We start from the raw sequence: 25,658 nt of genomic DNA on the forward strand, positions 1-25,658 counted from the left end.
ACGTCCCTCCCCTTACCTTTTCAAATATATTCACATTTAAATTTAGAAAACTCAGCTACAGAACCTTCGCCACTCGCATAAAGACCAATGAGCACGCCAGTAAATCCACCGGCAACTTCGGACGAAAGGTATTTCGTTTGTGCCGTACCTAAGAGGATGTCCTGCCCATCTGCATGAATAAAGAAGCTGTAGCGCTCATGGCTTGCCTGTATAACTAATGTGGCTTGATGATTACTTCCCAGTTCCACTTCATTTTCGACCGATTTGATATCCCCAATATTCAAACGCTCAATTACCCTATACCTGCTCTGCTCTTTGCGAATGGCCAAGTCATAATGGTGCTGTTCATCCATATAGATGGTGATGCCTGCCTCACCATTCGTAAGACTAACCTCAACAGAGATGGTCGCGTCAAAGTCTTTTTGACGTATGCCAATGAATGTCGGGGATGCTGGAACATCCAGTGTCACTTCGGTTCCTTTTAACTTTATGTTGCCTTGCTCTAACAAGTAATTTTCTGTATTAGGATGACGAAGATAACACCAGTCCAGATTCCAATCCGTGTTCTCGAACGTATAGCTTTTCTTCTCTTGTTGAGTGACTTTGTCGGAAATACGATCGGTTTCAAAGCTCATAAGCGTCGTACCTTTATGCCCAGCCGTAAACCAGCCTTCCTCATCGAAGGTAACTGGCGTAAGGAATACTTCTCGGCCAAGATGATGATAGGTAAGCCATTGCCCACTCTGACGGAATCCCAAATGGAAGATCCACCAATTCCCTTCCTCGTCCTGAATCAGGTCGCCATGACCAACCCCCTGCAATTCGTAACCGCCCAGATTACGGTTGGTTAGAACAGGATTGTTGGCAAAGGGCTCGAAGGGACCGGAAGGAGAATCTCCCCGTGCATACGTGACCATATGACCGTATTCGGTTCCCCCTTCAGAGGCCATGAGGTAATAATATCCATTCATTTTATACAAATGTGGACTTTCCAGATAACGTCCGCCTGATCCTTGCCATACGGAACGACTCGGGGTCTTTTTGTCACCTGTTTCAATGTCAATTTCACACTGAACGATTCCGCCAATCCCTTCATCGTCGGTCCCGTTGCTCATAAAGAAGGCCTTACCATCTTCAAAATACAAATCGGGATCAATTCCCCCTTGATCCACAATAATCGGTTCTGACCACTCCCCGTATATATCGTCAGTCCATATGTAGAAATTCTGACGCGTGGTGTCGTTGGTTGTGGTCATATAGAATCGCCCGTTATGGTATCGAATTGTAGGGGCGAAAACTCCACCGGAGCTGCTTACGGTCTCTAGATGAATCTGGCTTTTTCGGGTTAAACAATGACCGATTTGTGTCCAGTTCAATAAATCTTTGCTTTCAAAAAGCGGGACGCCCGGAAAGTACTGAAAGGAACTGCACACCAGATAATAGGTGTCATCCACCTTGCAGATGCTCGGATCTGGATAGAATCCTTTAATGACCGGATTGTGATATTTCATTTGAGCCACCTCTTTTTCTATAATTCACATATTTGAGAATCCAACTTCATAAGCAGATAAAAAAATTAAACACTATCGCAATCATACTTTCAATGTATTAGAGTTAAAGAACGAAGGTAATTTTATTAAATGAATATATATATGATTTCAACGACTTGCTAGGAGATGGTTAAGGATGATCAAAGCGAATGGAGATCCAAAATTCATACCGTTATACGAAGCGCTGGCAAGCGAGGTTAGATGGAGGATCATGGATATGATTGCAGCTAGCGAAATGAATGTGAAGGATATTGCGGCTGCGTTAGAACTTAGTCCCTCCATCGTCACCATGCACATCCGAAAGCTTGAGCAAGCCGGACTGATTGATAGCCGGAGGATACGCCTGAATGGAGGGACGCACAAATTGTGTTTCCTCAAACAAAATAAAATCGAGATCGAACTGCCCTCCGCCAACCGGACAACAAAAGTGAGAGAGCAGACCATTTCAGTGGGTCACTATACTGCCTTTGAAGTCCATCCTACCTGCGGTCTTGGGACGCACGAGAAAGAAATCGGTGTATGGGATGACCCACGCTACTTTCTCGATCCAGAGCGGGTTCACGCTGCCATCCTCTGGTTCGGCAAGGGATATGTCGAATACAAAACGCCGAACTATATGCTTCCCGAGCGGACTGCTAGGGTTATTGAAATTTCAATGGAAATGGCTTCTGAAGCACCTGGTTTACGAGATCATTGGCCATCCGATATTCGATTTACGTTTAACGGTATTTCACTTGGTACCTGGACAAGCCCTGCTGATTTCGGAAGAGCAGCTCGAGGTAAATATACGCCAGAGTGGTGGCATCGCAATGTAAACCAGTATGGATTATTGAAGACGATTCGTGTGGATGAATCGGGTACGTATATGGATGGAGAGCGGATGTCGAATGTGACCATCAAGGATATCAACCTGAAGGAACCATTCTGGACGCTTCGTTTCACAGTTGACGAGGAGGGAGCTAACGTCGGAGGATTAACACTCTATGGTTCCGGGTTCGGCAATCATGACCAGGATATTGTCATACGCGTACAACATTAGTTTTTCTATATTCAACGCCATGAACATGAATCAGCACGTTCTGGGCTGCCAACCTTTCGAAAAAATCCAACATATCTCCAAAGGGATTTTCAAAATAGGCGATCAAATGTTCATAATTTGCAGTGGATTTCAAGAAGTTATAAAAAAAATAAGGGTCCATGTTTCCCACATCATCTTTGTTGCCGAGAGAAACCTCCAACGTTTGGCCTGTTTCTGCATTCTCGAACATACAATGCTCACCATGGACATCGAAATGCCAGTTTCCACTCAAATACTCTTCACCGTTGAATACTCCTTCATTGGAAAGCAAGTGGTACGCTCCATTGATGATCTCTTCATTTTCAGCCTGCCTGGTTTCCGATATCAATTTGTCGATCAATTCTTGTGCAATTCTTTTGTACGTGTCCATCGCTTCCAATAATTCATCTGTTGTTTCTTTGGTTAAAGCGAGCATCTCTAGCCTCATTCCTTCTTTTCACCTTTAATTGGTTCTTATATGCCTTACCATAGCCACATTTTCCAGTTCTTGTTCCAATAACAAATCCAACAATCCATCAGGAACTAGCTTTACATCATCCATTGTTGTTGAAAAATAAGTGATTGGTTTCCAAACTGCCTTATAACGGATAGAACCTTCTAATCCAACAAATTCTTCCTGATTGTATTGAGATTTATCTATAAATGATGCTTCATAGATAAAATCAATTTCATGACCTAATTCATCTTCTATTCCAAAAATATTTTCAATAACGGAAATTAATCGGGGCTCTTCGATCTCTTGATCCAACTCTTCTTTAAGCTCCCTGATCAGAGTTTTCTTACTGTTCTCACCGAACTCTATCGTTCCACCAATAGGTCTGTAGAAAGTTGTTGAAATATCCGGGAAGTTAATTTCCTGAACCAAAATGCGATCTTCTTTCCTCAAAATAGCTAGCGAGACAGAACGAATTTTCATTTTTTTCTCCTTAACCTATGTTTGTTTTTATCCCTTTGTACTAAATGTCTGAATGTACTTTCTGGTATCATCTCTGAATGTTTCCGTATAATGATCGTTTGTATAATCTTTTAACACCTTTCGCCAGAACGCTATTGCAGGAGTATTACTCTCCATCTGAGCGAGTGCCCAATCTGCTTTGTATAACTCAAATGTCTGAATCGCAGCAGCATAGCCAATCCCACTTCTTCTAAACTTCTTCAAGATCATAAAATCATAGATTACATGTGTAGGATCTGGATCGGTATCTAAATTTTCAAGAAGTACAATCACAAAGCCGGCTATAGTGCCAGAAATCTTGATAAAATACGGCCTCCACCTATTATCACCTTCCCAAATGAAGTCAATATTCACATCGTATTTGCCTTCTTGATTGATATCCTCGCTTGTAAATTCGCTGAAATCATAATGGTACAGTTGATACAGATTCGATAACATATTTTTCTCTGCCAATTTTACTGGAATAAGGTCTACTATCATAATGCCTCCCATAACTCTTTTATTTCTCACGTCTAAACATTGGTGCTCCAACGGATAGAGCTATTGACGGCTCGAACGCATTGCCTTTACATGTTTTAAACTGCCATCATTTAAGAACTCTTTATATTCTTCGGATTCAACAGCGTAGATCGCCACTTTTCCTTGTGAATTATGATGAATTCCCCAACCATAGCGTTTGCCCAAGGAAGAAGTGCGAAGACAGGGTTGTCCTTTGGAGAAAAACTTGGTTCTCTCTAGTGATCTATGTTCATCCGGAATATCATTGCGCTGCGCGAATACTTCAAACATGACATCCTCTTGCGTATATTGATAAGGATGGTTTGTTATCATTTCATACTGTATAACTGGAACAGTTTTGGCGCCATTTTTCGCTTTGGGGATCTCTGCCACTTTAACAGGACAATCTTCTGCAACTGCAATAAAGGTTTCATAATAGTTCATGTCTTTCATCTATATATCCTCCCATCCATTCAGAAAATTAAAGGATACGAATATACAATCAAGCTTGAGCTGTTTTATACATATTTCTTAAAAGCCTTGCTGGATTCCCCATCGTACCCTAACTTCGTATAAAAGCCATGTGCTTCATGCCTGGATGAACCGCTGGTGAGAAACACCTTTATACAATTTTTCTGTATGCATACATCCTCTATATACTTCATAAGGTCAGATCCATATCCCTTGCTCTGCACATGCTCCGTAATGATAACCCGCTCAACCACGCCAAACGGTCTATTTTCCACCAAGGCATCCAGACAAATATGTAAATGCGCAGTTCCAATAACCTGATCACCGACTTCGTAAACAAATAAGAAACTGTTGGGATTATGCCTTACTTCTTCAATCCGCTCCGCCAGTACCTTTGTATTCAGGTTGTTCGGTAATAATTCTTTGTACAACCTTTCAATAACCTCGACATCCCTTGCTTCGGCCTCTCTGATCATCAGGTTCCACTCCTCAACTTAAATAATAACTTAATATGATGTCACCATTGTCCTCGAATTCACCCGTCTCCTGAAACCCGGATTTCTTATACAAAGCGTTTGCCACCATGTTGTGCGGCACATGAGATACCCTGATTTGCTTGCAATCGGTTCTCTCTTTTAACTTATGAATCACTTCCTTGATCGCCAGTTTGGCGTATCCTTTCCCCTGGTATTTCTCATCAATCATGAATCGAAGTATCCAATAATATCCATCATTATATATCTCATTATCAAATAAAATAAAGCCTACCATGCGGTCCTCTGCAAAAATTCCATATGGCTTCGAGGTGATCTCCTTCGTCGCATGAATTAAGGAATCTGCATTACTTGCTACCAAGTTCAGTTGGTCTTCGCGCGGTTTAAGCTGCATACACTCTAATTCGTTTTCTGGAGTTATACGTTGTAGATTCACTTGCTTTTCATTCATATTCACATATCTCCCCTTGAATTAAATGACTAGATTTTTTTGATCAAAATAATCTCCAAAGGCTGCGTTTCCAGCAATAGAGAGCCTGCATCAACATACCCCAATTTTCTATAAAAGTGTTGTGCATGTTCATCTGACTGTGTAGAAGTCATTACAGCATCAAACCCTTTTTGCTTCATCAGATGCTCCCAGTGCTGTACGACGGCTCTGCCAATCCCTCCACTACGATAGGGCTCGTCGATCCAGATCATATTCATGAAAGGAATGTTATCCCAAAAATACCCGTACCTCATCCATCCAATTCTTGATTCTTGCTCCCATATCATCAGGATTTCGTTCTCTTTGATCTTTGTCTCCACAAGCGAAGGATGGATATGTCGATCTCGTTCAAGAATATAACTGTGATCGGTCTCATCAGCATGTATAATCTTCATTGTCATTGCTCCTCCCATTAAACTACGTCCATCATAACCCAAAATGTGGAATATGCAATAAGGTCCTCCTTTTTTTACCAACTCGATACAAACCGAATTTTCACTTGAACATGTGGTTTATGCACATTTTTATAAGTTGTAACCTTTCTTAAACAACACAAAAAACCACGAATATTCGTGGTTTCATATGTCGGTACCTTTTCCCTATGACCTACAGTGATCCACTCACCATATTCCCTTCAAACCATACCGCCTGGCGCGCAGATCTTCTGGCAACCGCCTCTGCCGAGCAGCTGGCTTCTACCAGTACAAAACTCGCCGTGTCCCCTACCTTTGGCCACACCTGTTGTCCCTCTGAATTCAGTGGGGTAATGCCGCTTGTGACAAATGCAAGAGACTGAGACAAGGACAATTCATCGTTATACCCGTACAATTCCGCAAAACGGCTCGCTTTCTCCAGTAGATCCCCATTGCCAAACGGAGACCAGTGATCCGTCAAACTGTCTGTCGCCAGCTTTACGTTCATCCCATGTTGATGAAGCATCGGAAGTGGCATCATCATCCTGCCGATCGGCACGGTCGAAGCGATGCTCATACCAAGGGAAGCCATTCGCTTAGCCATATCTTCCGCTTCCTGCTGCTCCGCACGGGCGAACCAGAACGCATGACTTACGGTAACTCTACCCTGAAGTCCCGCTTCTTCGGTCAGATCAGCCAATTGAAGCAATGTTTGTTTACCCGGTTCTCCAGAATCATGCAAATGAATATCAATGCCTGCCTGATACTGAACAGCCAGTTCCACCATTGCGTTTAACGATTTCTCGATATGCTCGTCCACGGTGTGAGGATCAAGTCCACCTACATGAGTGGCCCCTTCTCCCATGGCTTGACGCATGAGTTCAACCGAATTAGAGCGGAGAAGTCCATGCTGCGGGAAAGCGATGATTTCAGAGGATATTTTGCCCGAAAATGTCTCCAATGCCTGCTTCGTCGCTTCCAGCCGTTTCAACCCGCTGACCGGTTCAATATTGCAATGACTGCGTACATGGGTGGACCCATACCCCTGAATTAAGGTCAGAATGCTCTCCGCTTGACGCTTCGCATCGGGTAACAGCTTGGGCAGCAATATTTTCTCTTCTTCGATACGTTCGAAAATGCTGGAGATGCGCCGCACTGCTTTCCATGGTGCATCATAATACGTTTTATCCAGATGAATATGGGCTTCCTCGAACGAAGGCAGCAGCAGCAGTCCTTTACCATCAACCTGCGGCAAGTTGCTTGTTATTTTCGTATCCCCATCCACAATAGCTGCAATGACTCCATCTTCAATCCGCAGATGACCAAGGCTTGTCCGGGTGCCCGTTACCTGCCCATTTTCCAATACATAACTTTGCTCCAATGATACGTTGGTTAACCAATATTCCTGCTTCAACATGGTCACTCCCTCTTTCCACTCGGTCTATCTTGCATCGAGTACCGATTCATCTGTGGTCAATGGTACCATAGGACTTCATTCTGTAAAAATAGTTAAAACGTTGGTGTTCCATACGATTAACGTTTAGATATTACTGGACTTCCCCATTAGTATACGAAGTGTGATATATCCAAAAATTTGAATCACAAATATCATGGCCACAAATTCAACCAGAATGCTGTTGCCTGCACTTAAATCAGTCATGATATCCTTCAAAATCAGGCCAGGCTGTCTCAGCACATCCCAGCTATTCCACCGATTAAATCTCCCGATGTACACCCCTACACTGCTCAGGAGTAAAATAACGCCTACCACCAACATGCTGCTAAATCGGCTTAACCTCTTATTTAACAATCTGTGGATCTGGTGTATCGAGCAAATGGAGAGAACTAAACCCACTATGGCTACGACAAACGTTAGGGTGAGACTATACCAAAAATCAATATGAACCCAGAATTTGGATTCCCCTTGAGGATTAAAGTATCTGAATGCATGTAGAATTTCTGTAAAAAGATATGCCGAATTGGGCAGAAAGAAAAGCCAACCTCCACACATCACCCCAATGAATGCGATACTCAGCCTTGTTAGTTTCTTGTTGCTTACATATCTAATGGTTGATGAAATGATGAATGGAACCCAAGCCAAGAACATGTCCCACGTTAAATATTGATACATGTTCGTGTTGGTCTTGGTACGCAAGTAGACAGCAACAAGGAGACATCCTATGGTAGCAACAATTAGAACACTAATAAATTTTAAATTTTCAATTGAAGTTTTATGATTGTACAATTCTAATTCTTCCCCTCAATTCCGGACGATCCTATGGGTTCAGTACTGAACAACCGATCATCGATTCTTCACTTCTTCCATCCGCTTTGTCCGTTCCTTCGTATTCAAGCCTGTAGACTAACGTCCATCATAACCCAAAATGTGGAATATGCGAACAACTTATAATCACTAGAGCCAGTGGCAGGCACGTTAGCCCATTGTTATTCATTTTTTTAATCAACCACGCCCTATTGGCAAATTTCCACAGATCAAGCATCGCAGACACCTTATTCCTTGCTTTGCGTGTCTTTACGCATCAATCTACAAGTTTTAACCGGAATAAGACGGCTGAAGTTCGTTAGCTAGTAGAGAATGCAAAAACAGGCACTGGGGAGTGCCTGTACATATTAAGAAGAGATTCAAACACTTGGCTATCATCTCGCTTCTTTGTTTATAAACACGATATGAAAAATATCAGAATCAGAAATTAAACCGCGTATGCCCGCCATCCGTCACGCCTTCGATCTGTTCAATATCCAGCAGTCTTCGCTTCATCTCCAGCCCTCCGCGAAATCCGGTCAGCTTGCGGTTGGCTCCGATAATGCGGTGACATGGCAGCAGCACCGGAATGGGATTGGCCCCATTGGCCGCCCCTACAGCCCGCACCGCTGAAGGTCTTCCCACCGCAGCAGCAATATCGCCATAGGTTCTAGTCTCACCATAAGGAACATTCCCCAGTTCAGTCCATACCTGCTGTTGAAACGCCGTTCCAATTAGATCGAGCGGGATTTCATTGGTGAAGGCCATCTGGTCTCCGGCAAAATAGGATTGCAGCCAATCCATCATACCTGTCTGCTTCAACGCAGCTTCGTTCTCTTCAAGCTCCACTCCAGGCGCGATGCGGCCAATCCAGCTGCTCCAGTCTTCCAGCGTTTCATTGGGCATAATGACCCGGCATAATCCTTTTTCGGTGGCAAGCAGCGCCCATGGACGACCGTCCAGTTCCATGTTGGTCCACCATATGCTCTTTCTCATACGTCGATCACCCTTTCTGCGGTAACACACGAACCGGCTTCTTCGCTTTTCGTTTCATGCTGCGGATCATCTGCTTTGTCTCCGGATCCACACGATAGGACTCGGTTATTTTCTGAAGAGCCTTATTATACGTAAAGTCATCCAATGTATTGTCCTGCAGCAGATAACGCATAGTGACTTCTGGCTGTCTCACATAAGCGATGGAAATCGCCCATGCCACAGCCATTTTCACATAATACGCCTCGTGCCTGATGTTATCTAATGAAGCAAGAACTTCATCAATATACTTTTCTTCCATATAAAAGTTCAACAGCATCACAACGCCGAAGCGAATGTCATACTCCTGATTGGATACCAGATAGGGCTGCAAGAAATGCCACACCTGATCCAGATGGTTCTTCGTGTATTTCAAGCCGCCGCAGAAGCTGTCGCACACCGACCAGTTATCGATTTTGGGAACAAACCAGGCGATATGCTGCAGAAGTTCCTCCATATCTGCTTGAGCATGACCGATGACCATCGCTTGCAGCATCACTTCTTCAAAATAATCATCATCAGCGGTTTTCAGATAGGCTCGCCAATCCTCTTTGACGATCTGTTTCGCGATCTTGCGGATTGCAGGCAGTCGCACACCTAATAGATTCGTGATATTCGGAATGAGCGCAGCCGAGAATTTCTGATATTCCGGTTCGACCAGAGATAATAATTGTGTTCTTACAACCGATTCCACATGTCTCCTCCTCATCTGTTTTCGTCTATAAAGTATATCCCGACAATGGTAATTTGTAAGCCCATATCGAATGTTTTAGCAAGATTACAATATCCATTTCCTACTTGTTGCTGTTTAACTGTCATCTGATTTCGTTTAAGAATACGGAGTTGAACCGATCTAGAAAGGAGACTACATATGAACCGATCCCACCCCAAAAAAGATTTTTCGGTTGAAGAGATCACAGAACTCCTTGTTCAATCTGTGCAAACCCAGAACCTGCCCGAATTTTACAAATGGGCCAAGGAGCTGCATCCGTACGATCTTTCACTCGTATATAAAAAATTCCCCAAAGAAGAGACGAAGCGCTTCTTGCTTTTATTCAAACCGGGCGTCCTCGCCGACATGGCAGAAGCACTTACGCTTCACGAACAGGTGCATCTGTTCGAACAGTTAGGGCCCGAACGTACCCTTGAAGTCATGCAGAAGATGAACAAAAGTGATCTGATTCGCTTTATGCATGATCTGCCCCTCAAACGCAGGGAAGAATTGCTGTCCAATATGAATCTGGATCATTCAGCGATTATCCGTTCTTTGCTGAATTTCCCGCCGGAAACGGCTGGGCGCATCATGACCGATCGTTACCGTACCCTGTTAGCACACGAAACGGCAAAAGAAGCATTGAGAGAAACGCAGGCTCCCTTGCACATTTCTGCAGTCCGTTACCTGTATGTCACCGATGATGAAGGCAAACTGGTTGGGGTTGTGAGCTATCGGACCCTAGCTCAGGCAGACGACAAGACCCCTGTGGAAGAGCTGATGACCCGTCGTGTCATCCATGCCACAGTGGATATGGATCAGGAAGAAGCCGCCCAGCTCTTGCAGCGGTATGAGTTTATGGCTCTGCCAGTTGTGGATGAGAACCGCAGATTATGCGGCGTCATTCAGATGGACGATGTCATTGACATTATTATGGATGAAGCAAGTGAAGACATCGCCAAGATGGGCGGCGGCGGCAAAGACATCGATTTTGATACCAAACCGCTGGTCGCCGTCAGACGACGACTCCCTTGGCTGATCCTGTTGTTATTCATCGGACTGATCTCGGGAAGTATCGTCGATTTTTTCGAGGACACACTGAATCAGGTTGTCGCCTTGGCCTTCTTCATGCCCATGATCGCCGGTATGACGGGGAATACAGGAACACAGTCCCTGGCTGTCGTCGTGCGTGGACTCATTGGACGCAAGCTGGACAAGTCCACGGTGCTTGCCCTAATTGGTCGGGAAATTAAGGTAGGTACGATGATTGGACTGGTCTGCGGCTTGATGATAACCGTCATCGCCTACTTCTGGCAAGGTGACTGGCTGCTCGGCGCCATTATTGGTGTATCCCTGTTCTTCACGCTCGTTATTGGTACACTTACAGGTACCTGTATTCCACTCTTGCTCAGCCGCTTCAATGTAGATCCGGCTGTCGCCTCCGGCCCGTTAATCACCACGCTGAATGATATCTTGTCCCTGTTTATCTATTTTGGCATTGCAACCCGCTTCCTGGGAGCATTGATGTAAATAACTGTTTTCCTCTACCGGGAAAACCATAAAAATACCATAAAACAAACAGACCAGATCCACCGGATCGGTCTGTTTGATGATTTGTACAAGACGTTCACTTGCAGGAGAATTCTGCCAAATGCTACGTCATTCTTTTGTTTTTATTATAGATATCGAAGGCTACCGCCAGCAACAGGACCAGACCCTTGATGCCTTGCTGCCAGTCTATCCCCAAACCGATCAGGGACATCCCGTTATTCAGGACCCCCATGACCAAACCACCGATGATCGCACCGAATACGGTCCCGATTCCTCCCGAAGCGGAAGCTCCGCCGATAAAGCAGGCTGCAATAGCATCCAGCTCAAAGTTCGTACCGGCTCTTGGGGTAGCCGCGTTCAATCGTGCTGCGAAGATCAGGCCGGAAATGGCCGCCATCACGCCCATGTTTACAAATACCCAGAACGTCACTTTTTTTGTTTTCACTCCGGACAGACCTGCAGCCTTCTCATTGCCTCCAAGTGCATATACATGGCGCCCCATTACGGTGCGGTTCATGATGAAGGAGTATACGACAATCAATACAAACAGCAGAATCAAAATATTCGGAATGCCTGCATAGCTAGCAAGCATAAAGGTGAACAGATTCGTCACTGCAGCCACGACCAGCAGCTTGAGCAGGAAGAGCCCCTGAGATACCACCTCGAAACCGTATTTACGCTGGGAGCGGCGCTCTCGCAGTTCATTTACGATATACCAGACAGTCAGAACAAGACCAACGATGATCGACACCAGACCGAGGCCTGAGAACTGAATATCGGGCACGAAGCCTGAGCTTATTTTCTGAAACCCGCCTGGAAAAGGAGAAATCGACTGCCCCTCCAGCACAATCATTGTCAAGCCTCGGAAGAGCAGCATTCCGGCCAGGGTTACGATAAATGCCGGAATCCGCACATACGCAATCCAAAAGCCCTGCCACGCCCCAATCAGCGCACCGACCACCAAAGCAGCAATGACCGCCAGCCAGGCCGGAAGCTGCCAATCGACCATCATGATCGCTGCAACCGCGCCTACAAAAGCAGCAATCGAACCTACTGACAGATCGATATGTCCGGTAATGATGACCAGCACCATTCCGATGGCCAGCACCAGAATGTAGCTGTTTTGCAGAATCAGATTTGTAATGTTAATCGGCTTGAGCAGCAGTCCGCCAGTCAGCACCTCGAACAACAGCATAATTACAACCAGTGCGATAATCATGCCATATTGCCGTATATTGTTTTTGAACAGTCTAGTTAACATTTCCATGCTTCCCGCCTCCTGACTTCGTCATATATCTCATCAACGTCTCCTGCGATGCTTCTTCCCGGCTGACTTGCCCCGTAATGCGCCCGGCATTCATCACGTAGATCCGGTCACACAGGCCCAGTACCTCCGGAAGTTCGGAAGAAATCACCAACACGCCTTTGCCCTCGGCGGCGAGCCGATGGATAATGGTATAGATTTCGAATTTGGCCCCGACATCGATCCCTCGTGTTGGTTCATCCAGAATGAGAATATCCGGACCGGCAAAAATCCACTTGCTCAGCACGACCTTCTGCTGGTTCCCTCCGCTCAAATTCCCGGTTTTCTGCAAAATGCTCGGTGCTTTGATATTCATGCTTTTTTTCATATCCTCGGCTACCAGCACTTCCTCCCGTTCGTTCACAACCGCATTTCTGGTCAGCTTGCCAAGACCCGTCAGCGAAATATTCCGCTTGATATCGTCCATGAGAATCAGACCGTATTCCTTGCGGTCCTCTGTCACATAAGCGAAGCCGTTCTGAATCGCCTCTGTCACACTGTTGTTCTGAATGGGTTTGCCATCCTTGATGAGTTGGCCCGTAATGCCGCGTCCATAAGATTTGCCAAATATGCTCATTGCAAGCTCTGTACGCCCGGCTCCCATCAGACCGGCAATACCTACAATTTCGCCTCGTCTGATGTTCATGTTGACCTGATCCAGCACCTTCCGATCAGCATAATGTTCGTGATACACGGTCCAGTCTTTCACTTCAAGGATCACTTCACCGATTTGCGCATGGCGCTCCGGATAGCGGCTGGTCAGATCGCGGCCAACCATGCCGCTGATAATCCGATCTTCCGTCACCATATCCTTTTTCATATCCAGCGTCTCAATGGTCTTGCCGTCCCGCAAAATCGTCACCGAATCGGACACCTTAGACACCTCGTTCAACTTGTGGGAAATCAGAATACAGGCGATGCCCTGCTTCTTGAATTCCAGCATCAACTGGAGCAAATTCTCACTGTCATGCTCGTTCAGTGCAGCAGTGGGCTCATCCAGAATGAGCAGGCGTACCTTTTTGGAGAGCGCTTTTGCAATCTCAACCAGCTGCTGCTTGCCCACACCGATGCTGGATACCAGACTGTTCGGATTTTCGCTCAGTCCCACTTTGGCGAGCAATTCCCGTGTACCGACAAACGTTTCTTTCCAATCGATGATCCCTTTGCTCGCACGCTCGTTGCCCAGATATATATTTTCCGCAATCGAAAGGTAGGGAATCAGCGCCAGCTCCTGGTGGATGATGACAATACCCAGATCCTCACTTTGTTTAATATCTTTGAACTCACACGGTTTGCCCTGAAACAAAATCTCTCCTTCATAGGTTCCATGAGGATATACGCCGCTAAGGACCTTCATCAGCGTTGATTTCCCTGCACCATTCTCACCGCAAAGTGCATGAATCTCGCCTTCTCTGACCTTGAGATTGACATTTTCCAGCGCTTTTACACCGGGGAAGGTTTTGGTGATACCCTTCATTTCCAGAATAATTCCAGCCATGAGATCTACTCCTTTCCATCGCTAGTTCAATCCAATTTCTTCTTTGGTATAATACTGGCTGCCTACAATATCCTTCTCCACATTAGTCCGATCCACGGAAATGGGATCAAGCAAATAGGCCGGAACAACCTTTATCCCGTTGTTATATGACTTTTCGTCATTCACTTCTGCTGATTTCCCCTGTAAAATGCTATTGGCCATCTCAACCGTCTTCTCTGCCAGCTTGCGGGTATCCTTGAATACGGTCTGCGTCTGTTCTCCGGCCACAATGGATTTGATCGAAGCCAGTTCGGCATCCTGACCTGTAATCACCGGCAGCGGCTTGTTCGCTGTGCCGTAACCAATACCTTTCAACGATGAAATGATCCCGATACTGATCCCATCATAAGGGGATAACACCGCATCCAGATTATCACCCGAGTAATAGGCACTGAGCAGATTATCCATACGCGATTGTGCCAGTGCGCCGTCCCAACGCAGCGTTGCAATCTGGGCCATCGTCGTCTGCTTGCTTCGAACAACCAGCTTGCCGGAATCGATATAGGGCTTGAGGATTGACATTGCACCATCAAAGAAGAAATAGGCGTTGTTGTCATCGGGAGAGCCGCCAAACAACTCTATGTTATACGGTCCTTTCCCTTCCTTAAGCCCCAGCTTTTGCTCGATGTAGGATGCCTGCAGCACTCCCACCTTGAAATTATCGAACGTCGCATAATAGGTTAAATACGGCGTATTACGGATAAGTCGATCGTATGAAATGACCTGTATGCCCTCGTCATGGGCTTTCTTGATCACATCTGTCAGCGTATTGCCGTCCACAGAAGCAATCACCATCACGTCTACACCCTTGGTGATCATGTTCTCAATCTGAGAAATCTGATTCTCCACCACGTCCTCCGCATACTGCAGATCCGTTTTGTACCCCTGCTCCTGAAAAAGGCGGACCATATTTTCCCCATCCCCAACCCAGCGTTCGGAGGATTTGGTAGGCATCGAAATGCCGACATACCCTTTTTCCTTACTGCCTGTTCCACTCTCGGCCAGATTGCAGGCTGATAGCATGAAGGTCATCACCAGAAGCCAGATGAGCAGTGCTCCTTTTTTCATAAGAACTTCCCCTTTCCTCAATCATGTGAACTTCAACGACTCATTAGGATAACGCTTACAATCTATCGCGTTTATGTAAGCGGTTATTTCTTTCTGAACCCATCGTAGCATGCCGAAACAAGAGAGGTCTTTGCTGCATTTGAACCTTTTTTATAAAATTTCAACTTTTGTAACGAGCGGAACATGGGACTGAGAACGAGCAGACTTGCTGTGCAGAAGATATGATGTGGACAGCAGCTAACAACAAAAAAAGGACCTGATCTGCTTGATACAGCAGAACAAATCCCTAAATGAATTTCCCTTGTTAAAACAAGCCTATTCTCCCTTGGATGACGTCACAATCCTCGTACCACCGCTTTTGCGGTACTGTGCAGGTGACATGCCCATCGTTTTTTTGAATGCGGTACTGAAATAATGCTGTGTATCGTAACCTACCTGCTCAGCAATTTGGTGCATAGGCAGTGCCGTAGAATCCAGCAGCTGTACTGCCTTCCGGATACGAGCAAGCGTAACAAGTGTCACGAAGGAATCATCCAACTCTTTTTTGAGCACCCGACTCAAATATACCGGAGATACTTGCAGACGGGATGCAAGCGTGTCCAGTGTCAGATTCCGATCCGCATATTCCGCTTGAATAAGCTGTCTTGCCCGGCGCACCAGCGGGGACAGCCGAACTTCGCCATATACCAATTCACGACACTCGCGATACGTATTCGGCGCTTCCTCTACGGTACCCGTATGCATCTCTATATGGGCGTGGACAGCGATGTTCAGGCATGAAATAACAGTCTGCTCAATGGAAGACTCCAGATCTTCCGATGCCGCTTGCCATAAACAGATGCCAATCAGTCCATTAGGGTCCCGGAACAGCACATACGGCAGATCCCCCAGTAATTCGGCAACGATATTTTCCGTGGCAAAAAGGAATAATTGACGATCATTCTCCCGCATAATGGTCTGACGCGCTTCTGCCGCGGGCCAGCGTACGATTCCAATCTGTACAGGCGGATCCGAAGGCAGACGCAAAAATGCAAGCTGCTCGATCAGCCCTTTTCCCCCTGTTTGCCCTTCCAGCCAATCCAGGCAAAAACGTTGACGAAGCAGCGGAATATTGCGTTCAATCTGATCTGCAGCCTGTCTTACATATGCTGTTCGCTTATGCTCTTCATCCATACGCTGACGCAGACGTGCAAGTGCAGCATACAGCTGCTCCGATTGTACAGGCTTCAAGATGTAATCCTCCACCCCTAGCCTCACAGCCTCCTGTGCATAAGCAAATTCATCATGCCCGGACACGATCAGACAGCGGCAGTTGGGGCAATGATCCTGAAGCCCGCGTATCAAGTCAATCCCGTTCAGAAAGGGCATGTTCATATCGACCAATACAATATCCACGCACAGATCTACAGCCAGTTCCAGCGCTTCCTCCCCGTCCTCGGCTTCTCCCGCAACCTCCATGCCCAGTGCAGTCCAGTCGATCGAATCCCGGATGCCCTCCCGAATAATGGGCTCATCATCAGCAATCAGAACCCGGTAATATCTCTGCAAAGCTTCTGTTTCTGTTGCAGGGGATGCTGTCATCCCTTCCGCGGAAGTCCATGTGGTTGATGCTGTAAAATGTTTCATTCGCTCCCCTCCCTCTCTTTACTCTCCAATAACTGCACCGCCGGAAGTTCATGCAGTAACGGGTGAACGATCGTCACGCATGTACCCTTTCCTTCCTTGCTATCCAGTACAATACCGTATTCTTCGCCAAACGTCAGGCGAAGACGGGCCTGTACATTCAACATTCCGTAGCTTTTCCCCGCTTTTCCGGGCAGTGATGCTGTTTCCACACTTTCCATAGGGGATGCCAGGAGCTGCTTCATCTCTGCCAGCCGCTCCCCGGACATGCCTGCTCCATCGTCCTGAATCAACAGCAGCAGTTTGCCCTGTTCTGTTTTGGCCTCCACCCGAATCTTGCCAGGCCCCCTTCTGCCCTTGATTCCGTGATAGATCGCGTTTTCTACCAGGGGCTGGAGCAGCAGTTTGAGCACAAACAACTCCCGTATATCATCGGGAACAATTAATTCATACTGCAAGCGATTACGGTACCGTGTCTGCTGGATTTGCAAATAACTGGTAATATGTTCAAGCTCGGCGTGCAGCGCAAGGAAATCATTCCCCTTGCTGAGACCAATGCGAAACAGTCGGGATAAGGCACCAACCATCTCGGATACATCATTCGCGCCTTCTTTGCGAGCCATCCAATGGATCGTATCCAGCGTATTGTATAAAAAATGAGGTTTAATATGCTCCTGCAAACTGCGCATCTCTGCCTCCCGCTTCTGCCGTTCCTTTAGTTCATTAAGGGATATGAGCTGCCGGATCTGTGCCAGCATGCGGTTAAAACTTCTGCCCAACATACCGATCTCATCCGCGCGGTCGCTCCAGCGGCCTGACATGAGATTTCCCGTCTCCGCCCTGCGCATGTAAGACATCAGCCGGAAAATTGGCTGCGCAATGGAGCGCGAAAACCACAGGGAGGTGCTCAGACCGAACAAACAGACCACGAATACAAAGCTCACTACATAAAACTGAATCTGGCGTACCTCTGTTATGGATTCCCTCGCGGGAAACACCCCTACCGTTCTCCACCCCGTGAACGTGGAGGATTGATACAGGAATAACAGCTCCTTCCCATCCGCTTCGGCGTTAAATGTCCCGCTGTCACCGGACTTGAACCAGTCTGCAGGAATCTGTTCCACCAGCGGATGCTCCGGCATATAGACGCTTCGTCCTTCTGCATCCGTCACCATCACATAGCCCGATTTTCCCAAGGTTACATTTCTGGCTGCCTGAGAGACAGATCGCAGCTTGAGGTCAATCATAATGACACCCAGTACACGACCTGACGCTTCATCGGTTATGGAACGCGCAACCGATACGATCTCATTATCCTTATACCGTACATGTGTCGTAATATTGCGTTCCCTTGGCTGACCCAGCACCGTAAAAATACCAGGATTCGCCGAAGCCCTCTTGTACCAGTCCTCCTGGGTCAGGCTTTGCTTCGCGCGGGGGTACATCTCATTGCTGATATAGTCACCGCTCCCATTAGCAAGAACAATTCCGGCAATCTCAGGATACAACGTCGTGAAGCCCTGCAGGGTTTGTTTGATTCCATACAGCTGATCTTGCTCCTTCACATTTGGTTCCTTAACCGATGTAGTAGACCCCGTATCGTTATCCGACGCCGTTTTTCCTTTCATAAAAGCGACGATGTCGGGATCAAACGCAATCAGGTACGTCATGTTTTGCAGGTTCTCCATCTTGCTGTCAAGCGCTTCATTTACTTTCCCAATGAGCTGCATCGTATGCCCTTCGACCTGTCGCTCCACAATCCGTTCCACGGTCCAGTTCACCAGCAACCCCAGTCCTACAGAAGGCACAATTGCAAATAACAAAAAGAGCAGCATCAGCTGATAACGGAGCGGCATATTGCGTAAGCGCAAGCGGTGCAGGTTCTTCCTCATCCTGCTGCTGATCGCTTCCCTGCTCCGGGTGCTCCCCTGCCGATTGTGTTTATTTGGCATAATAATCATCCACATTCGCGCTTGTCACCACGGAGATTCCGGTATCCACCGTTACCGGCAGCGGTGCATTCTCACCGGAAGTCGATGGTGCAGGTACGGTTAGCTGATGATGCAGATGGAATAAATATTGAAGCGACCAGTACCCCATATTCCAGGTACCCTGCGCAATTGTAGCCGAAATCGTGCCGCTCTTAATCATATCCAGCGTGGCCTTGTTTGTATCAAAAGATATAATGTGGAGCGAACGTCCATCCTTGGCATTCTGGACAGCTTCACCCGCACCTGCCCCTCCGGTTGCCTCAGTCACAAAAATACCCGCCAGCTTCGGGTGTGCCTTCATCAGTCTAAGCGTCTCGTCTCTGGATACCAGCGCATCCCCGTGTCCATCCGCCACTTCCACCACCTTCATGGATGGATAACGCTGCTCAATCGTATCGCGGAAGCCCTTGGTTCGCTCCTCATGATTCTGCTGCCCAGGCAGCGTCAGCACGGCGACTTCCCCTTCACGGGCCATCAGCTCGGCCATTTTGTCAGCTGCCGTCACACCTGCCTTGTAATTGTCCGTCCCGAGAAAAGAATATGCCCGGCTTGCGGGTGCATCCGCATCAAACAATACGACAGGAATGTCCGCATCGATGGCCTTGTTGATTGCGGGAATCAGCGATTGCGGATCGATCGCAGATATGGCAATTCCCGCTGGTTTACGTGCAATGGCCTGTTCGATCACCGTTGTCTGTTCCTTCGGATCGTACCGGGTAGCTCCACGGTACTCCACGGTTACGCCAAGCGCATCCCCTGCATCCTCGAAGCCTTTCAAAGGGCTCTTCCAATATTCCAGCCCGGACTGGAATGTGATCATCATGTACGTTTCGCCAATATCCCCGCGCAGTCCCCTGTCTTCCCAGGAGCCATTCACCTGGCTGGAGTATTCGAACCGGAGCACATACAACGCAAATGCCGAGATTAGCAAAATATAAACCAGCAGCATTTTTTTCATTCCGTTCACTTCCTCATATGATCTGTCAGCTCAATCTGCTTAAATTGTAAACGCAATCATATAAAAAGGAAACCGTCTTCATCTCCCGATTATTCTTTGTTACCCTGTCCTTGGTCATTTTGCTGCAATAATGTACTATAAGCCTATGCCTCCCCGGAGTATGATCAGGTAACTACAACTCGGGGAGGCACTATGAATCTTACATCCTTTTTTATCTATTGTATTGTCGTTACCTTTACACCTGGCCCCAGCAATATTGTGATTCTCACTTCCGTCGGGCAGGTTGGTCCCCGGAAAACGATGGAATATGTGTGGGGGGCCACAGTTGCATTTGGCTTGTTACTTGCCGCTTCTGCTCTTCTTAATCACGCTCTAGCTGAGGTATTGCCTGGCATTCTCCATGTGATGCAGATTGTGGGTAGTGTCTATATGTTATATCTGGCTTATCAAGTCTATAAAATGGGTTCCACCGAGACAGCATCTAAACACGTTACGGGCTTTTTGAACGGTCTAATCATGCAGTTTGTAAACCCAAAAGTAGTTCTGTTCACGTTCACTGTTATTCCAAGCTATGTGCTGCCTTACTACGATAGCACCATGTCCACATTTCTGTTCGTGGTGATCATTACCATCATTGGATTTCTGGCCTATTCCAGTTGGGTCGTTTTTGGCTCCGTCTTCAGAACATTACTTAATCGTCATCAAAAAGCACTTAGTATCCTTATGGCACTTTTTTTGTTATACTCAGCCATTATGGTGTCGGGAATCATCTAACGCTTGGGAGGTGTACAGCGTGGAATTGTTCAATTATAAAAAAACACAAGATGTCCTGGCGCTATCTGCTAGCTTTACGGATTTTGCGTATAAAAAGCATTGCCATGAAGAATATGCAGTTGGAGTAACCCTGCGCGGCATTCAGCAATACCATCTGGATGGACACTATCAGGCCTCCCATAGAAATGGTGTGATGCTGTTCAACCGCGAACAGTCCCATGATGGAAGTTCCTATGACAAAGCGGGCATAGATTATGTGATGCTGTATCTGAAACCGGAGCTGGTCGAAGAGATTATGGGAAAGAAGGAATTGCGCTTCTCCACCCCGATCGTCTATGATCCCCAGCTCGCACGAAGCATTCTGCTGCTGAACGATGCTGTTCAGAGCGGTCAAGATGAAGCGAAATGCAGTGAACTGCTCTTCGACTTGATACAATTGCTCTCTCAATCGGAAATGGACACCAAGCTTTGGCGACCTCAGGACAGTCTGGTCCGAAAAGCCAAAGAAATGATGTTTTGCAGCATCGAAGATGTGCTGAAATTGGACGACCTGAGTGCGGAATTCAACATGTCCAAATTTCAATTTATCCGTGAGTTTAAATCACATGCCGGCATATCCCCTTACCAGTTTTTCCTCAATTGCAAGGTGGAGCGTGCCAGACAGTCCATTGAAACGTATAAAGACATATACTCTGCTGTAGCCGAATGTGGTTTTGTCGACCTGACTCATCTGAACAGACACTTTAAACGGGTATTCGGTATCACAGCTTATGAATACATGCTGCAACTAAACTGATTGAATCGGTACGATTGGGCTGAGCCTATGCAAATAATCCCCGCATGGAACGAGAGTATAACTCTACGTCATGCGGGGATTTGATTTTCTTCAATCATGTACGTTCATGTACGTCTCTTTCTTCTCCAGATCCAGCCACTTACCAAAACAAGCATTAAAATAAGTCCACCATAGATCATGAGATAAAATGACCAACTTCGTCCTTGATCGGTTTCCCCAAAATCATCCTGGGTCACTACTTTTCCTGCACCCAGCAGCTTCAACGCGTCTCCAGCTTGATCAACGGAAACATTGCCACTGCAAAGATTCGTATGCAGCTTATCGTCCATTTTATCCTGATAAGCAAAGATCAGATAGGATTGGTTCTTCTCCAATTGAATCCCACAAGATTCCGACCCCGCATCATTTCCCAGGACAGTCATTCGTTTAGAAGAAACGCCCTTCCATGCGGTATCCACTTCAAAGGTATACGCTCTCAATCGCTCAGTGCTAAATAGCTGCACCCCACCCCTTTTTACTACTTTACCTGTAAAAACCGATGTGGACGTCTTCAGTTTTTCTTGAGCGTTCGATTCTACACAGCTGCAAGCATAAGCTTTCTCCCCAGGAAATACCGTGTAACCCATTCCAACCAACAATAAAATCAATGCAAACCATACTAAGCGCTTCATCCTTTCACCTCCGGCTCGGATTGCAACCCCCACCTTGTAACTGTTCATATTTTGTTTGAAGCTATATTTATTGTAAAATTATAGCATAATACAAATATCGTATGGACCATCATCAGAAATCAGACACCATGGAGGATGCCAACACTTGATGCAAAATTGGAAAAAGAATATCTCCATTCCGCTGCTCACCGCAGCGTTATGTCTTATTGCTTTTGTAAGCATCGTCCTGTCGATCAGTGACAATCAGATCCATACTTTTGACGATACCCTGATTGGCTGGATTCAAGGCATGGAGTCACCCGGAATGACGCGTTTCATGCAATTCTTCACCTGGATTGGCAGCGAGGTGCCTGTTATTGTTATCACGATCCTTGCCATGCTGGTGCTGTATATCTATCTGAGACACAAACGTGAACTGCTCTTTCTGGTTTGCGTCATTGCGGGCTCGACCTTGCTGAATGCAGCGCTCAAGCTGATATTCAAACGTGCCAGACCTACGATTAACCGGATTATTGAAGTGAGCGGTTACAGCTTCCCAAGCGGACATTCCATGGCAGCGTTCAGCTTATATGGCGGACTTGCCTTCCTCATCTGGAAGCATGTACCCACAGCAGCTGAACGTGTACTGATGATTATCGTGAGTGCGGTATTCATACTGACGATTGGCATGAGCCGCATTTACCTAGGCGTGCATTATCCCAGTGATGTGGTTGGCGGATACTTTCTGAGCGGATGCTGGCTTTCTGCATGCATATGGTTCTATCAGCGACATCTGGAGCGGATCTCCCTATTACAGCCCAAGCCTCTGGCTTAGGCTTTTTTTTATTTACATGCAAAAACCCGCCTATTCCCATCAAAGGGAACACACGGGCATTGAATCTTGCATGGTACATGTATGACATAAAGAGTTTTACATCAATATAAACTCCTTTTACAGTGGCAACTTAGAGCTCTTCGCCATTCGATTCAATGACTTTTTTGTACCAGTAGAAACTCTTCTTCGGTGTTCTGCTCAGATCACCATTGCCATCATTATCCTTGTTCACATGAATGAAGCCGTAGCGCTTCTTCATCTCGCCCGTGGATGCACTGACCAGGTCGATACAGCCCCACATCGTGTAAGCAATAAGTTCCACACCGTCGGCGACAGCTTCTTTCATTTGTTCAATGTGGCCTTTCAAATAATCAATGCGATAGTCATCCTGAATGGAGCCATCTTCCTCCACCACATCCACTGCACCTAACCCGTTCTCCACGACCATCAATGGAATCTGGTAACGGTCATACAGGTGGTTCAGCGTGTAACGCAATCCTTTTGGATCGATCTGCCAGCCCCAGTCGGAAGCTTCCAGATACGGATTTTTGATGCCGCCCAGCAGATTTCCCTCTGCTCTATCCAACGACTCATCCGCACTCTCAACCAAGGACATGTAATAGCTGAAAGAGTAGAAGTCCACGCAGCCTTCACGCAGAGTCTGTGCATCTTCCGGCTGCATCTCGATCTGGATACCCTGTTCTGCAAAGAAACGCTTGGCGAATCCAGGGTATGCTCCACGAACCTGTACGTCCCCACAGATCATGTTGGACAGTTGGTCCTTCTTCTGCGCGAGCAAAATATCATCAGGGTTGCATGTATTCGGATAGGTTGTCATGAAAGCGACCATACAGCCGATTTGGAAGTCAGGATTGATTTCATGTCCCAGTTTCACCGCTTTTGCACTTGCAACAAATTGGTGATGAAGCGCCTGAAAGCGGGTCTGTGGATCATCAACGCCATCGATCAGTGTCTCTTTACCCTCAAACAGGATACCTGCAGCCATATAGGCCCCCATTGGCATCGTCAGACAGTTGATCTCGTTGAAGGTCAGCCAGTATTTTACCTGGTCTCTGTATCTGGTGAAGAGGGTTGTACAATATCGGATATAACAATCAATGACTTCCCGGGAAGCCCAGCCGTTATATTTCTCGGTCAGACCGAATGGCGTCTCGTAGTGAGAAATGGTCACGAGCGGCTCAATGTTGTACTTTTTCAACTCTGCAAAGACGTTGTCATAGAACTGCAATCCCTCTTCGTTCGGCTCCAGATCATCACCGTTCGGGTAGATTCTGGACCAGTTGATGGACATACGGAACATTTTGAAGCCCATTTCAGCCATCAGGGCAATATCCTCTTTGTAATGACCGTAAAAATCAACCGCTTCATGACTCGGATAATACGTGCCCTCTTCCAGTACAGGTGTAATCCTCCGCGGTGTTGTATGCGTTCCACCTGTCATCATATCGGAAGTACTTGGGCCTTTGCCACCCTTGTCCCATCCACCTTCAAACTGATTGGCAGCCGTTGCGCCACCCCAGAAAAATCCGTCTTTCATCGACATCATCAATTCCTCCTTCATGAACTTCGTGTCACTGTACATACAGTGTACCACCCATACCCTGACACCTATTGTCATGGTATAATATCGGCATGGAAAATAACCGATTATTCAGAATGCTACTGCTGTTATTGGAGAAAAAGAAAGCTACTGCCCCCGAGCTCGCGCGTTTGTTCGAGATATCCGTGCGCACGGTGTACCGTGATATCGACAGACTGAGTGCAGCGGGTATTCCCGTATATACGACAACCGGAAAGCATGGCGGCATCCATCTGATGGACAACTTTGTGATGGACAAATCCCTGTTGTCCGAAGATGATCAGAATGAAATTTTGCTTGGATTATATAGCGTCAGTGCCATCCCTCACCTCAACACGGCCCATATGCTCAAACGTTTAACCGCCCTGTTTGATCACAAGCTGGATTGGATCGAGTTTGATTTTTCTCCATGGGGCAGCATTCCACTGCAGGAGAGGGAGCTGTTCAATCAGGTCAAGCAGGCGATCTTCACCCATCAATGGATTACGTTTCACTATGTTAATTCCGATGGAGAGAAGAGTGTCCCCACTGTTGAGCCTCTCAAACTTTTATTTAAGAACAGCACTTGGTATTTCAAGGGGTACATCCAAGGCGAGCACAACCGTAACGAATTTCAGACGTTTAAGATGAAACGTATCACCCAGTTGAAATTTCTGCCGAGGATCAACGGGAACAACATGAACTTCGGATCACCTGAAAAAGAGACTCACGTCCCGATCAACCAAACCGCTTTTGAACTATTGTTCTCCAGCTCTATTGCGTATAGGGTATATGATTTTTTTGAACCTTCCCGCATTGAAAAAGAGCCTGACGGCAAGCTGCGCGTCGCCCTTGAACTGAATGAGGGAGAATGGCTGTACTCATTCCTCATGTCGTTTGGATCAGACCTGACCGTAGTCAAGCCTGCGCATATTGGACAGGAACTGCTCAGACGACATATCAAAGCGGTAGAACATTTGCAGCAGGTCGTTAATAACGGGGTGGAAAATGAATGATATAATGAAGCTCTGAATATC

Annotated in this window: 26 protein-coding genes; 6 read left to right on the plus strand and 20 right to left on the minus strand. The window is 46.6% G+C overall.

The window, feature by feature from the left end; all coding sequences use genetic code 11:
* Nucleotides 1–20: 20 nt before the first annotated feature.
* A complete protein-coding gene (locus PPA03S_RS18135) occupies nt 21–1,511 on the minus strand; it encodes a glycoside hydrolase family 43 protein (RefSeq protein ID WP_062324851.1) in 1,491 nt (496 codons plus the stop codon).
* A gap of 175 nt (nt 1,512–1,686) precedes the next feature.
* Between PPA03S_RS18135 and PPA03S_RS18140 the strand changes: the two genes are divergently transcribed.
* Nucleotides 1,687–2,589 (plus strand): ArsR/SmtB family transcription factor, encoded by a 903-nt coding sequence (locus tag PPA03S_RS18140; RefSeq protein ID WP_062324852.1) that lies wholly within the window; start codon nt 1,687–1,689, stop codon nt 2,587–2,589.
* On the opposite strand, the gene PPA03S_RS18145 is transcribed toward PPA03S_RS18140, so the two are convergent.
* From PPA03S_RS18145 to PPA03S_RS18195, 11 genes are all read right to left on the minus strand, one after another.
* Nucleotides 2,570–3,055, minus strand: coding sequence for a DUF6896 domain-containing protein (locus PPA03S_RS18145; protein ID WP_245683656.1), 486 nt, complete (start codon nt 3,053–3,055; stop codon nt 2,570–2,572). The genes PPA03S_RS18140 and PPA03S_RS18145 overlap by 20 nt on opposite strands.
* Nucleotides 3,056–3,070: 15 nt before the next feature.
* Nucleotides 3,071–3,544, minus strand: a complete 474-nt coding sequence (locus PPA03S_RS18150; protein ID WP_062324856.1) for an NUDIX hydrolase — start codon at nt 3,542–3,544, stop codon at nt 3,071–3,073.
* Nucleotides 3,545–3,571: 27 nt separating this feature from the next.
* Nucleotides 3,572–4,063, minus strand: a complete 492-nt coding sequence (locus tag PPA03S_RS18155; RefSeq protein WP_062324858.1) for a GNAT family N-acetyltransferase — start codon at nt 4,061–4,063, stop codon at nt 3,572–3,574.
* A 60-nt stretch (nt 4,064–4,123) separates the two neighbouring features.
* Nucleotides 4,124–4,534: a DUF6157 family protein gene (locus PPA03S_RS18160; protein WP_062324860.1), complete on the minus strand. Its 411-nt coding sequence runs from the start codon at nt 4,532–4,534 to the stop codon at nt 4,124–4,126.
* A gap of 65 nt (nt 4,535–4,599) precedes the next feature.
* Complete coding sequence (locus tag PPA03S_RS18165; RefSeq protein ID WP_068964154.1) at nt 4,600–5,028, minus strand: GNAT family N-acetyltransferase; 429 nt, start codon at nt 5,026–5,028, stop codon at nt 4,600–4,602.
* A 13-nt stretch (nt 5,029–5,041) separates the two neighbouring features.
* Nucleotides 5,042–5,497, minus strand: coding sequence for a GNAT family N-acetyltransferase (locus tag PPA03S_RS18170; RefSeq protein ID WP_062324863.1), 456 nt, complete (start codon nt 5,495–5,497; stop codon nt 5,042–5,044).
* A 29-nt stretch (nt 5,498–5,526) separates the two neighbouring features.
* The gene (locus PPA03S_RS18175) at nt 5,527–5,931 is read right to left on the minus strand and encodes a GNAT family N-acetyltransferase (RefSeq protein ID WP_062324866.1); all 405 of its coding nucleotides are present in this window, start codon (nt 5,929–5,931) and stop codon (nt 5,527–5,529) included.
* Nucleotides 5,932–6,142: 211 nt separating this feature from the next.
* Nucleotides 6,143–7,366 (minus strand): amidohydrolase, encoded by a 1,224-nt coding sequence (locus tag PPA03S_RS18180; protein WP_062324868.1) that lies wholly within the window; start codon nt 7,364–7,366, stop codon nt 6,143–6,145.
* A gap of 123 nt (nt 7,367–7,489) precedes the next feature.
* Nucleotides 7,490–8,080, minus strand: coding sequence for a DUF1361 domain-containing protein (locus tag PPA03S_RS18185; RefSeq protein WP_167666068.1), 591 nt, complete (start codon nt 8,078–8,080; stop codon nt 7,490–7,492).
* A gap of 573 nt (nt 8,081–8,653) precedes the next feature.
* The gene (locus PPA03S_RS18190) at nt 8,654–9,208 is read right to left on the minus strand and encodes a methylated-DNA--[protein]-cysteine S-methyltransferase (protein WP_062324871.1); all 555 of its coding nucleotides are present in this window, start codon (nt 9,206–9,208) and stop codon (nt 8,654–8,656) included.
* A 7-nt stretch (nt 9,209–9,215) separates the two neighbouring features.
* Complete coding sequence (locus PPA03S_RS18195; protein WP_062324873.1) at nt 9,216–9,938, minus strand: DNA alkylation repair protein; 723 nt, start codon at nt 9,936–9,938, stop codon at nt 9,216–9,218.
* Nucleotides 9,939–10,115: 177 nt separating this feature from the next.
* Here PPA03S_RS18195 and mgtE point away from each other — a divergent pair, with 177 nt between their 5' ends.
* On the plus strand, nt 10,116–11,486 hold the full coding sequence (gene mgtE, locus PPA03S_RS18200; RefSeq protein ID WP_062324875.1) for a magnesium transporter: 1,371 nt from the start codon (nt 10,116–10,118) through the stop codon (nt 11,484–11,486).
* A gap of 124 nt (nt 11,487–11,610) precedes the next feature.
* On the opposite strand, the gene mmsB is transcribed toward mgtE, so the two are convergent.
* The 6 genes from mmsB to PPA03S_RS18230 all read right to left on the minus strand — a co-directional run bounded on the left by mmsB (nt 11,611) and on the right by PPA03S_RS18230 (nt 19,987).
* Entirely contained in the window at nt 11,611–12,774 is a 1,164-nt protein-coding gene (gene mmsB / locus PPA03S_RS18205; protein WP_062324876.1) for a multiple monosaccharide ABC transporter permease, read from the minus strand.
* On the minus strand, nt 12,758–14,308 hold the full coding sequence (gene mmsA, locus PPA03S_RS18210; RefSeq protein WP_062324878.1) for a multiple monosaccharide ABC transporter ATP-binding protein: 1,551 nt from the start codon (nt 14,306–14,308) through the stop codon (nt 12,758–12,760). The genes mmsB and mmsA overlap by 17 nt, the downstream gene beginning before the upstream one ends.
* A 21-nt stretch (nt 14,309–14,329) precedes the next feature.
* Nucleotides 14,330–15,415, minus strand: a complete 1,086-nt coding sequence (gene chvE, locus PPA03S_RS18215; protein ID WP_062324880.1) for a multiple monosaccharide ABC transporter substrate-binding protein — start codon at nt 15,413–15,415, stop codon at nt 14,330–14,332.
* A gap of 315 nt (nt 15,416–15,730) precedes the next feature.
* Nucleotides 15,731–16,996: a response regulator transcription factor gene (locus PPA03S_RS18220; protein WP_062325100.1), complete on the minus strand. Its 1,266-nt coding sequence runs from the start codon at nt 16,994–16,996 to the stop codon at nt 15,731–15,733.
* A gap of 41 nt (nt 16,997–17,037) precedes the next feature.
* Nucleotides 17,038–18,999: a cache domain-containing sensor histidine kinase gene (locus tag PPA03S_RS18225; RefSeq protein WP_082704223.1), complete on the minus strand. Its 1,962-nt coding sequence runs from the start codon at nt 18,997–18,999 to the stop codon at nt 17,038–17,040.
* The gene (locus PPA03S_RS18230; RefSeq protein WP_062324882.1) at nt 18,980–19,987 is read right to left on the minus strand and encodes a substrate-binding domain-containing protein; all 1,008 of its coding nucleotides are present in this window, start codon (nt 19,985–19,987) and stop codon (nt 18,980–18,982) included. The genes PPA03S_RS18225 and PPA03S_RS18230 overlap by 20 nt, the downstream gene beginning before the upstream one ends.
* 192 nt (nt 19,988–20,179) lie before the next feature.
* Here PPA03S_RS18230 and PPA03S_RS18235 point away from each other — a divergent pair, with 192 nt between their 5' ends.
* Together PPA03S_RS18235 and PPA03S_RS18240 are read left to right on the plus strand one after the other, a co-directional pair.
* Nucleotides 20,180–20,761 carry a LysE family translocator gene (locus tag PPA03S_RS18235; RefSeq protein ID WP_062324884.1) on the plus strand — a complete coding sequence of 194 codons (582 nt, stop codon included), beginning with the start codon at nt 20,180–20,182 and terminating at the stop codon, nt 20,759–20,761.
* A 19-nt stretch (nt 20,762–20,780) separates the two neighbouring features.
* Complete coding sequence (locus PPA03S_RS18240) at nt 20,781–21,557, plus strand: AraC family ligand binding domain-containing protein (RefSeq protein WP_062324886.1); 777 nt, start codon at nt 20,781–20,783, stop codon at nt 21,555–21,557.
* A 104-nt stretch (nt 21,558–21,661) separates the two neighbouring features.
* Here PPA03S_RS18240 and PPA03S_RS18245 read toward each other — a convergent pair whose 3' ends face one another.
* Entirely contained in the window at nt 21,662–22,228 is a 567-nt protein-coding gene (locus PPA03S_RS18245) for a hypothetical protein (RefSeq protein WP_062324888.1), read from the minus strand.
* 148 nt (nt 22,229–22,376) lie between these two features.
* On the opposite strand from PPA03S_RS18245, the gene PPA03S_RS18250 reads away from it, so the two are divergent.
* Nucleotides 22,377–23,042, plus strand: a complete 666-nt coding sequence (locus tag PPA03S_RS18250) for a phosphatase PAP2 family protein (RefSeq protein ID WP_062324890.1) — start codon at nt 22,377–22,379, stop codon at nt 23,040–23,042.
* A 130-nt stretch (nt 23,043–23,172) separates the two neighbouring features.
* Here the strand turns inward: PPA03S_RS18250 and PPA03S_RS18255 are convergent, their stop codons facing one another.
* A complete protein-coding gene (locus PPA03S_RS18255) occupies nt 23,173–24,624 on the minus strand; it encodes a glycoside hydrolase family 1 protein (RefSeq protein ID WP_411835308.1) in 1,452 nt (483 codons plus the stop codon).
* A 95-nt stretch (nt 24,625–24,719) separates the two neighbouring features.
* Here PPA03S_RS18255 and PPA03S_RS18260 point away from each other — a divergent pair, with 95 nt between their 5' ends.
* The gene (locus PPA03S_RS18260; RefSeq protein ID WP_062325105.1) at nt 24,720–25,637 is read left to right on the plus strand and encodes a helix-turn-helix transcriptional regulator; all 918 of its coding nucleotides are present in this window, start codon (nt 24,720–24,722) and stop codon (nt 25,635–25,637) included.
* Nucleotides 25,638–25,658: the final 21 nt, after the last annotated feature.

It is taken from the genome of Paenibacillus pabuli NBRC 13638 (assembly GCF_001514495.1).
Taxonomy (GTDB): domain Bacteria; phylum Bacillota; class Bacilli; order Paenibacillales; family Paenibacillaceae; genus Paenibacillus; species Paenibacillus pabuli.

Bases quoted from the DNA above. Each gene is read 5' to 3' on its own strand.
- PPA03S_RS18135 (WP_062324851.1), bottom strand. From the start codon at position 1,511: ATGAAATATCACAATCCGGTCATTAAAGGATTCTATCCAGATCCGAGC.
- PPA03S_RS18140 (WP_062324852.1), top strand. From the start codon at position 1,687: ATGATCAAAGCGAATGGAGATCCAAAATTCATACCGTTATACGAAGCG.
- PPA03S_RS18145 (WP_245683656.1), bottom strand. From the start codon at position 3,055: ATGAGGCTAGAGATGCTCGCTTTAACCAAAGAAACAACAGATGAATTA.
- PPA03S_RS18150 (WP_062324856.1), bottom strand. From the start codon at position 3,544: ATGAAAATTCGTTCTGTCTCGCTAGCTATTTTGAGGAAAGAAGATCGC.
- PPA03S_RS18155 (WP_062324858.1), bottom strand. From the start codon at position 4,063: ATGATAGTAGACCTTATTCCAGTAAAATTGGCAGAGAAAAATATGTTA.
- PPA03S_RS18160 (WP_062324860.1), bottom strand. From the start codon at position 4,534: ATGAAAGACATGAACTATTATGAAACCTTTATTGCAGTTGCAGAAGAT.
- PPA03S_RS18165 (WP_068964154.1), bottom strand. From the start codon at position 5,028: ATGATCAGAGAGGCCGAAGCAAGGGATGTCGAGGTTATTGAAAGGTTG.
- PPA03S_RS18170 (WP_062324863.1), bottom strand. From the start codon at position 5,497: ATGAATGAAAAGCAAGTGAATCTACAACGTATAACTCCAGAAAACGAA.
- PPA03S_RS18175 (WP_062324866.1), bottom strand. From the start codon at position 5,931: ATGAAGATTATACATGCTGATGAGACCGATCACAGTTATATTCTTGAA.
- PPA03S_RS18180 (WP_062324868.1), bottom strand. From the start codon at position 7,366: ATGTTGAAGCAGGAATATTGGTTAACCAACGTATCATTGGAGCAAAGT.
- PPA03S_RS18185 (WP_167666068.1), bottom strand. From the start codon at position 8,080: ATGTATCAATATTTAACGTGGGACATGTTCTTGGCTTGGGTTCCATTC.
- PPA03S_RS18190 (WP_062324871.1), bottom strand. From the start codon at position 9,208: ATGAGAAAGAGCATATGGTGGACCAACATGGAACTGGACGGTCGTCCA.
- mgtE (WP_062324875.1), top strand. From the start codon at position 10,116: ATGAACCGATCCCACCCCAAAAAAGATTTTTCGGTTGAAGAGATCACA.
- mmsB (WP_062324876.1), bottom strand. From the start codon at position 12,774: ATGGAAATGTTAACTAGACTGTTCAAAAACAATATACGGCAATATGGC.
- mmsA (WP_062324878.1), bottom strand. From the start codon at position 14,308: ATGGCTGGAATTATTCTGGAAATGAAGGGTATCACCAAAACCTTCCCC.
- chvE (WP_062324880.1), bottom strand. From the start codon at position 15,415: ATGAAAAAAGGAGCACTGCTCATCTGGCTTCTGGTGATGACCTTCATG.
- PPA03S_RS18220 (WP_062325100.1), bottom strand. From the start codon at position 16,996: ATGACAGCATCCCCTGCAACAGAAACAGAAGCTTTGCAGAGATATTAC.
- PPA03S_RS18225 (WP_082704223.1), bottom strand. From the start codon at position 18,999: ATGATTATTATGCCAAATAAACACAATCGGCAGGGGAGCACCCGGAGC.
- PPA03S_RS18230 (WP_062324882.1), bottom strand. From the start codon at position 19,987: ATGAAAAAAATGCTGCTGGTTTATATTTTGCTAATCTCGGCATTTGCG.
- PPA03S_RS18235 (WP_062324884.1), top strand. From the start codon at position 20,180: ATGAATCTTACATCCTTTTTTATCTATTGTATTGTCGTTACCTTTACA.
- PPA03S_RS18245 (WP_062324888.1), bottom strand. From the start codon at position 22,228: ATGAAGCGCTTAGTATGGTTTGCATTGATTTTATTGTTGGTTGGAATG.
- PPA03S_RS18250 (WP_062324890.1), top strand. From the start codon at position 22,377: ATGCAAAATTGGAAAAAGAATATCTCCATTCCGCTGCTCACCGCAGCG.
- PPA03S_RS18255 (WP_411835308.1), bottom strand. From the start codon at position 24,624: ATGAAGGAGGAATTGATGATGTCGATGAAAGACGGATTTTTCTGGGGT.
- PPA03S_RS18260 (WP_062325105.1), top strand. From the start codon at position 24,720: ATGCTACTGCTGTTATTGGAGAAAAAGAAAGCTACTGCCCCCGAGCTC.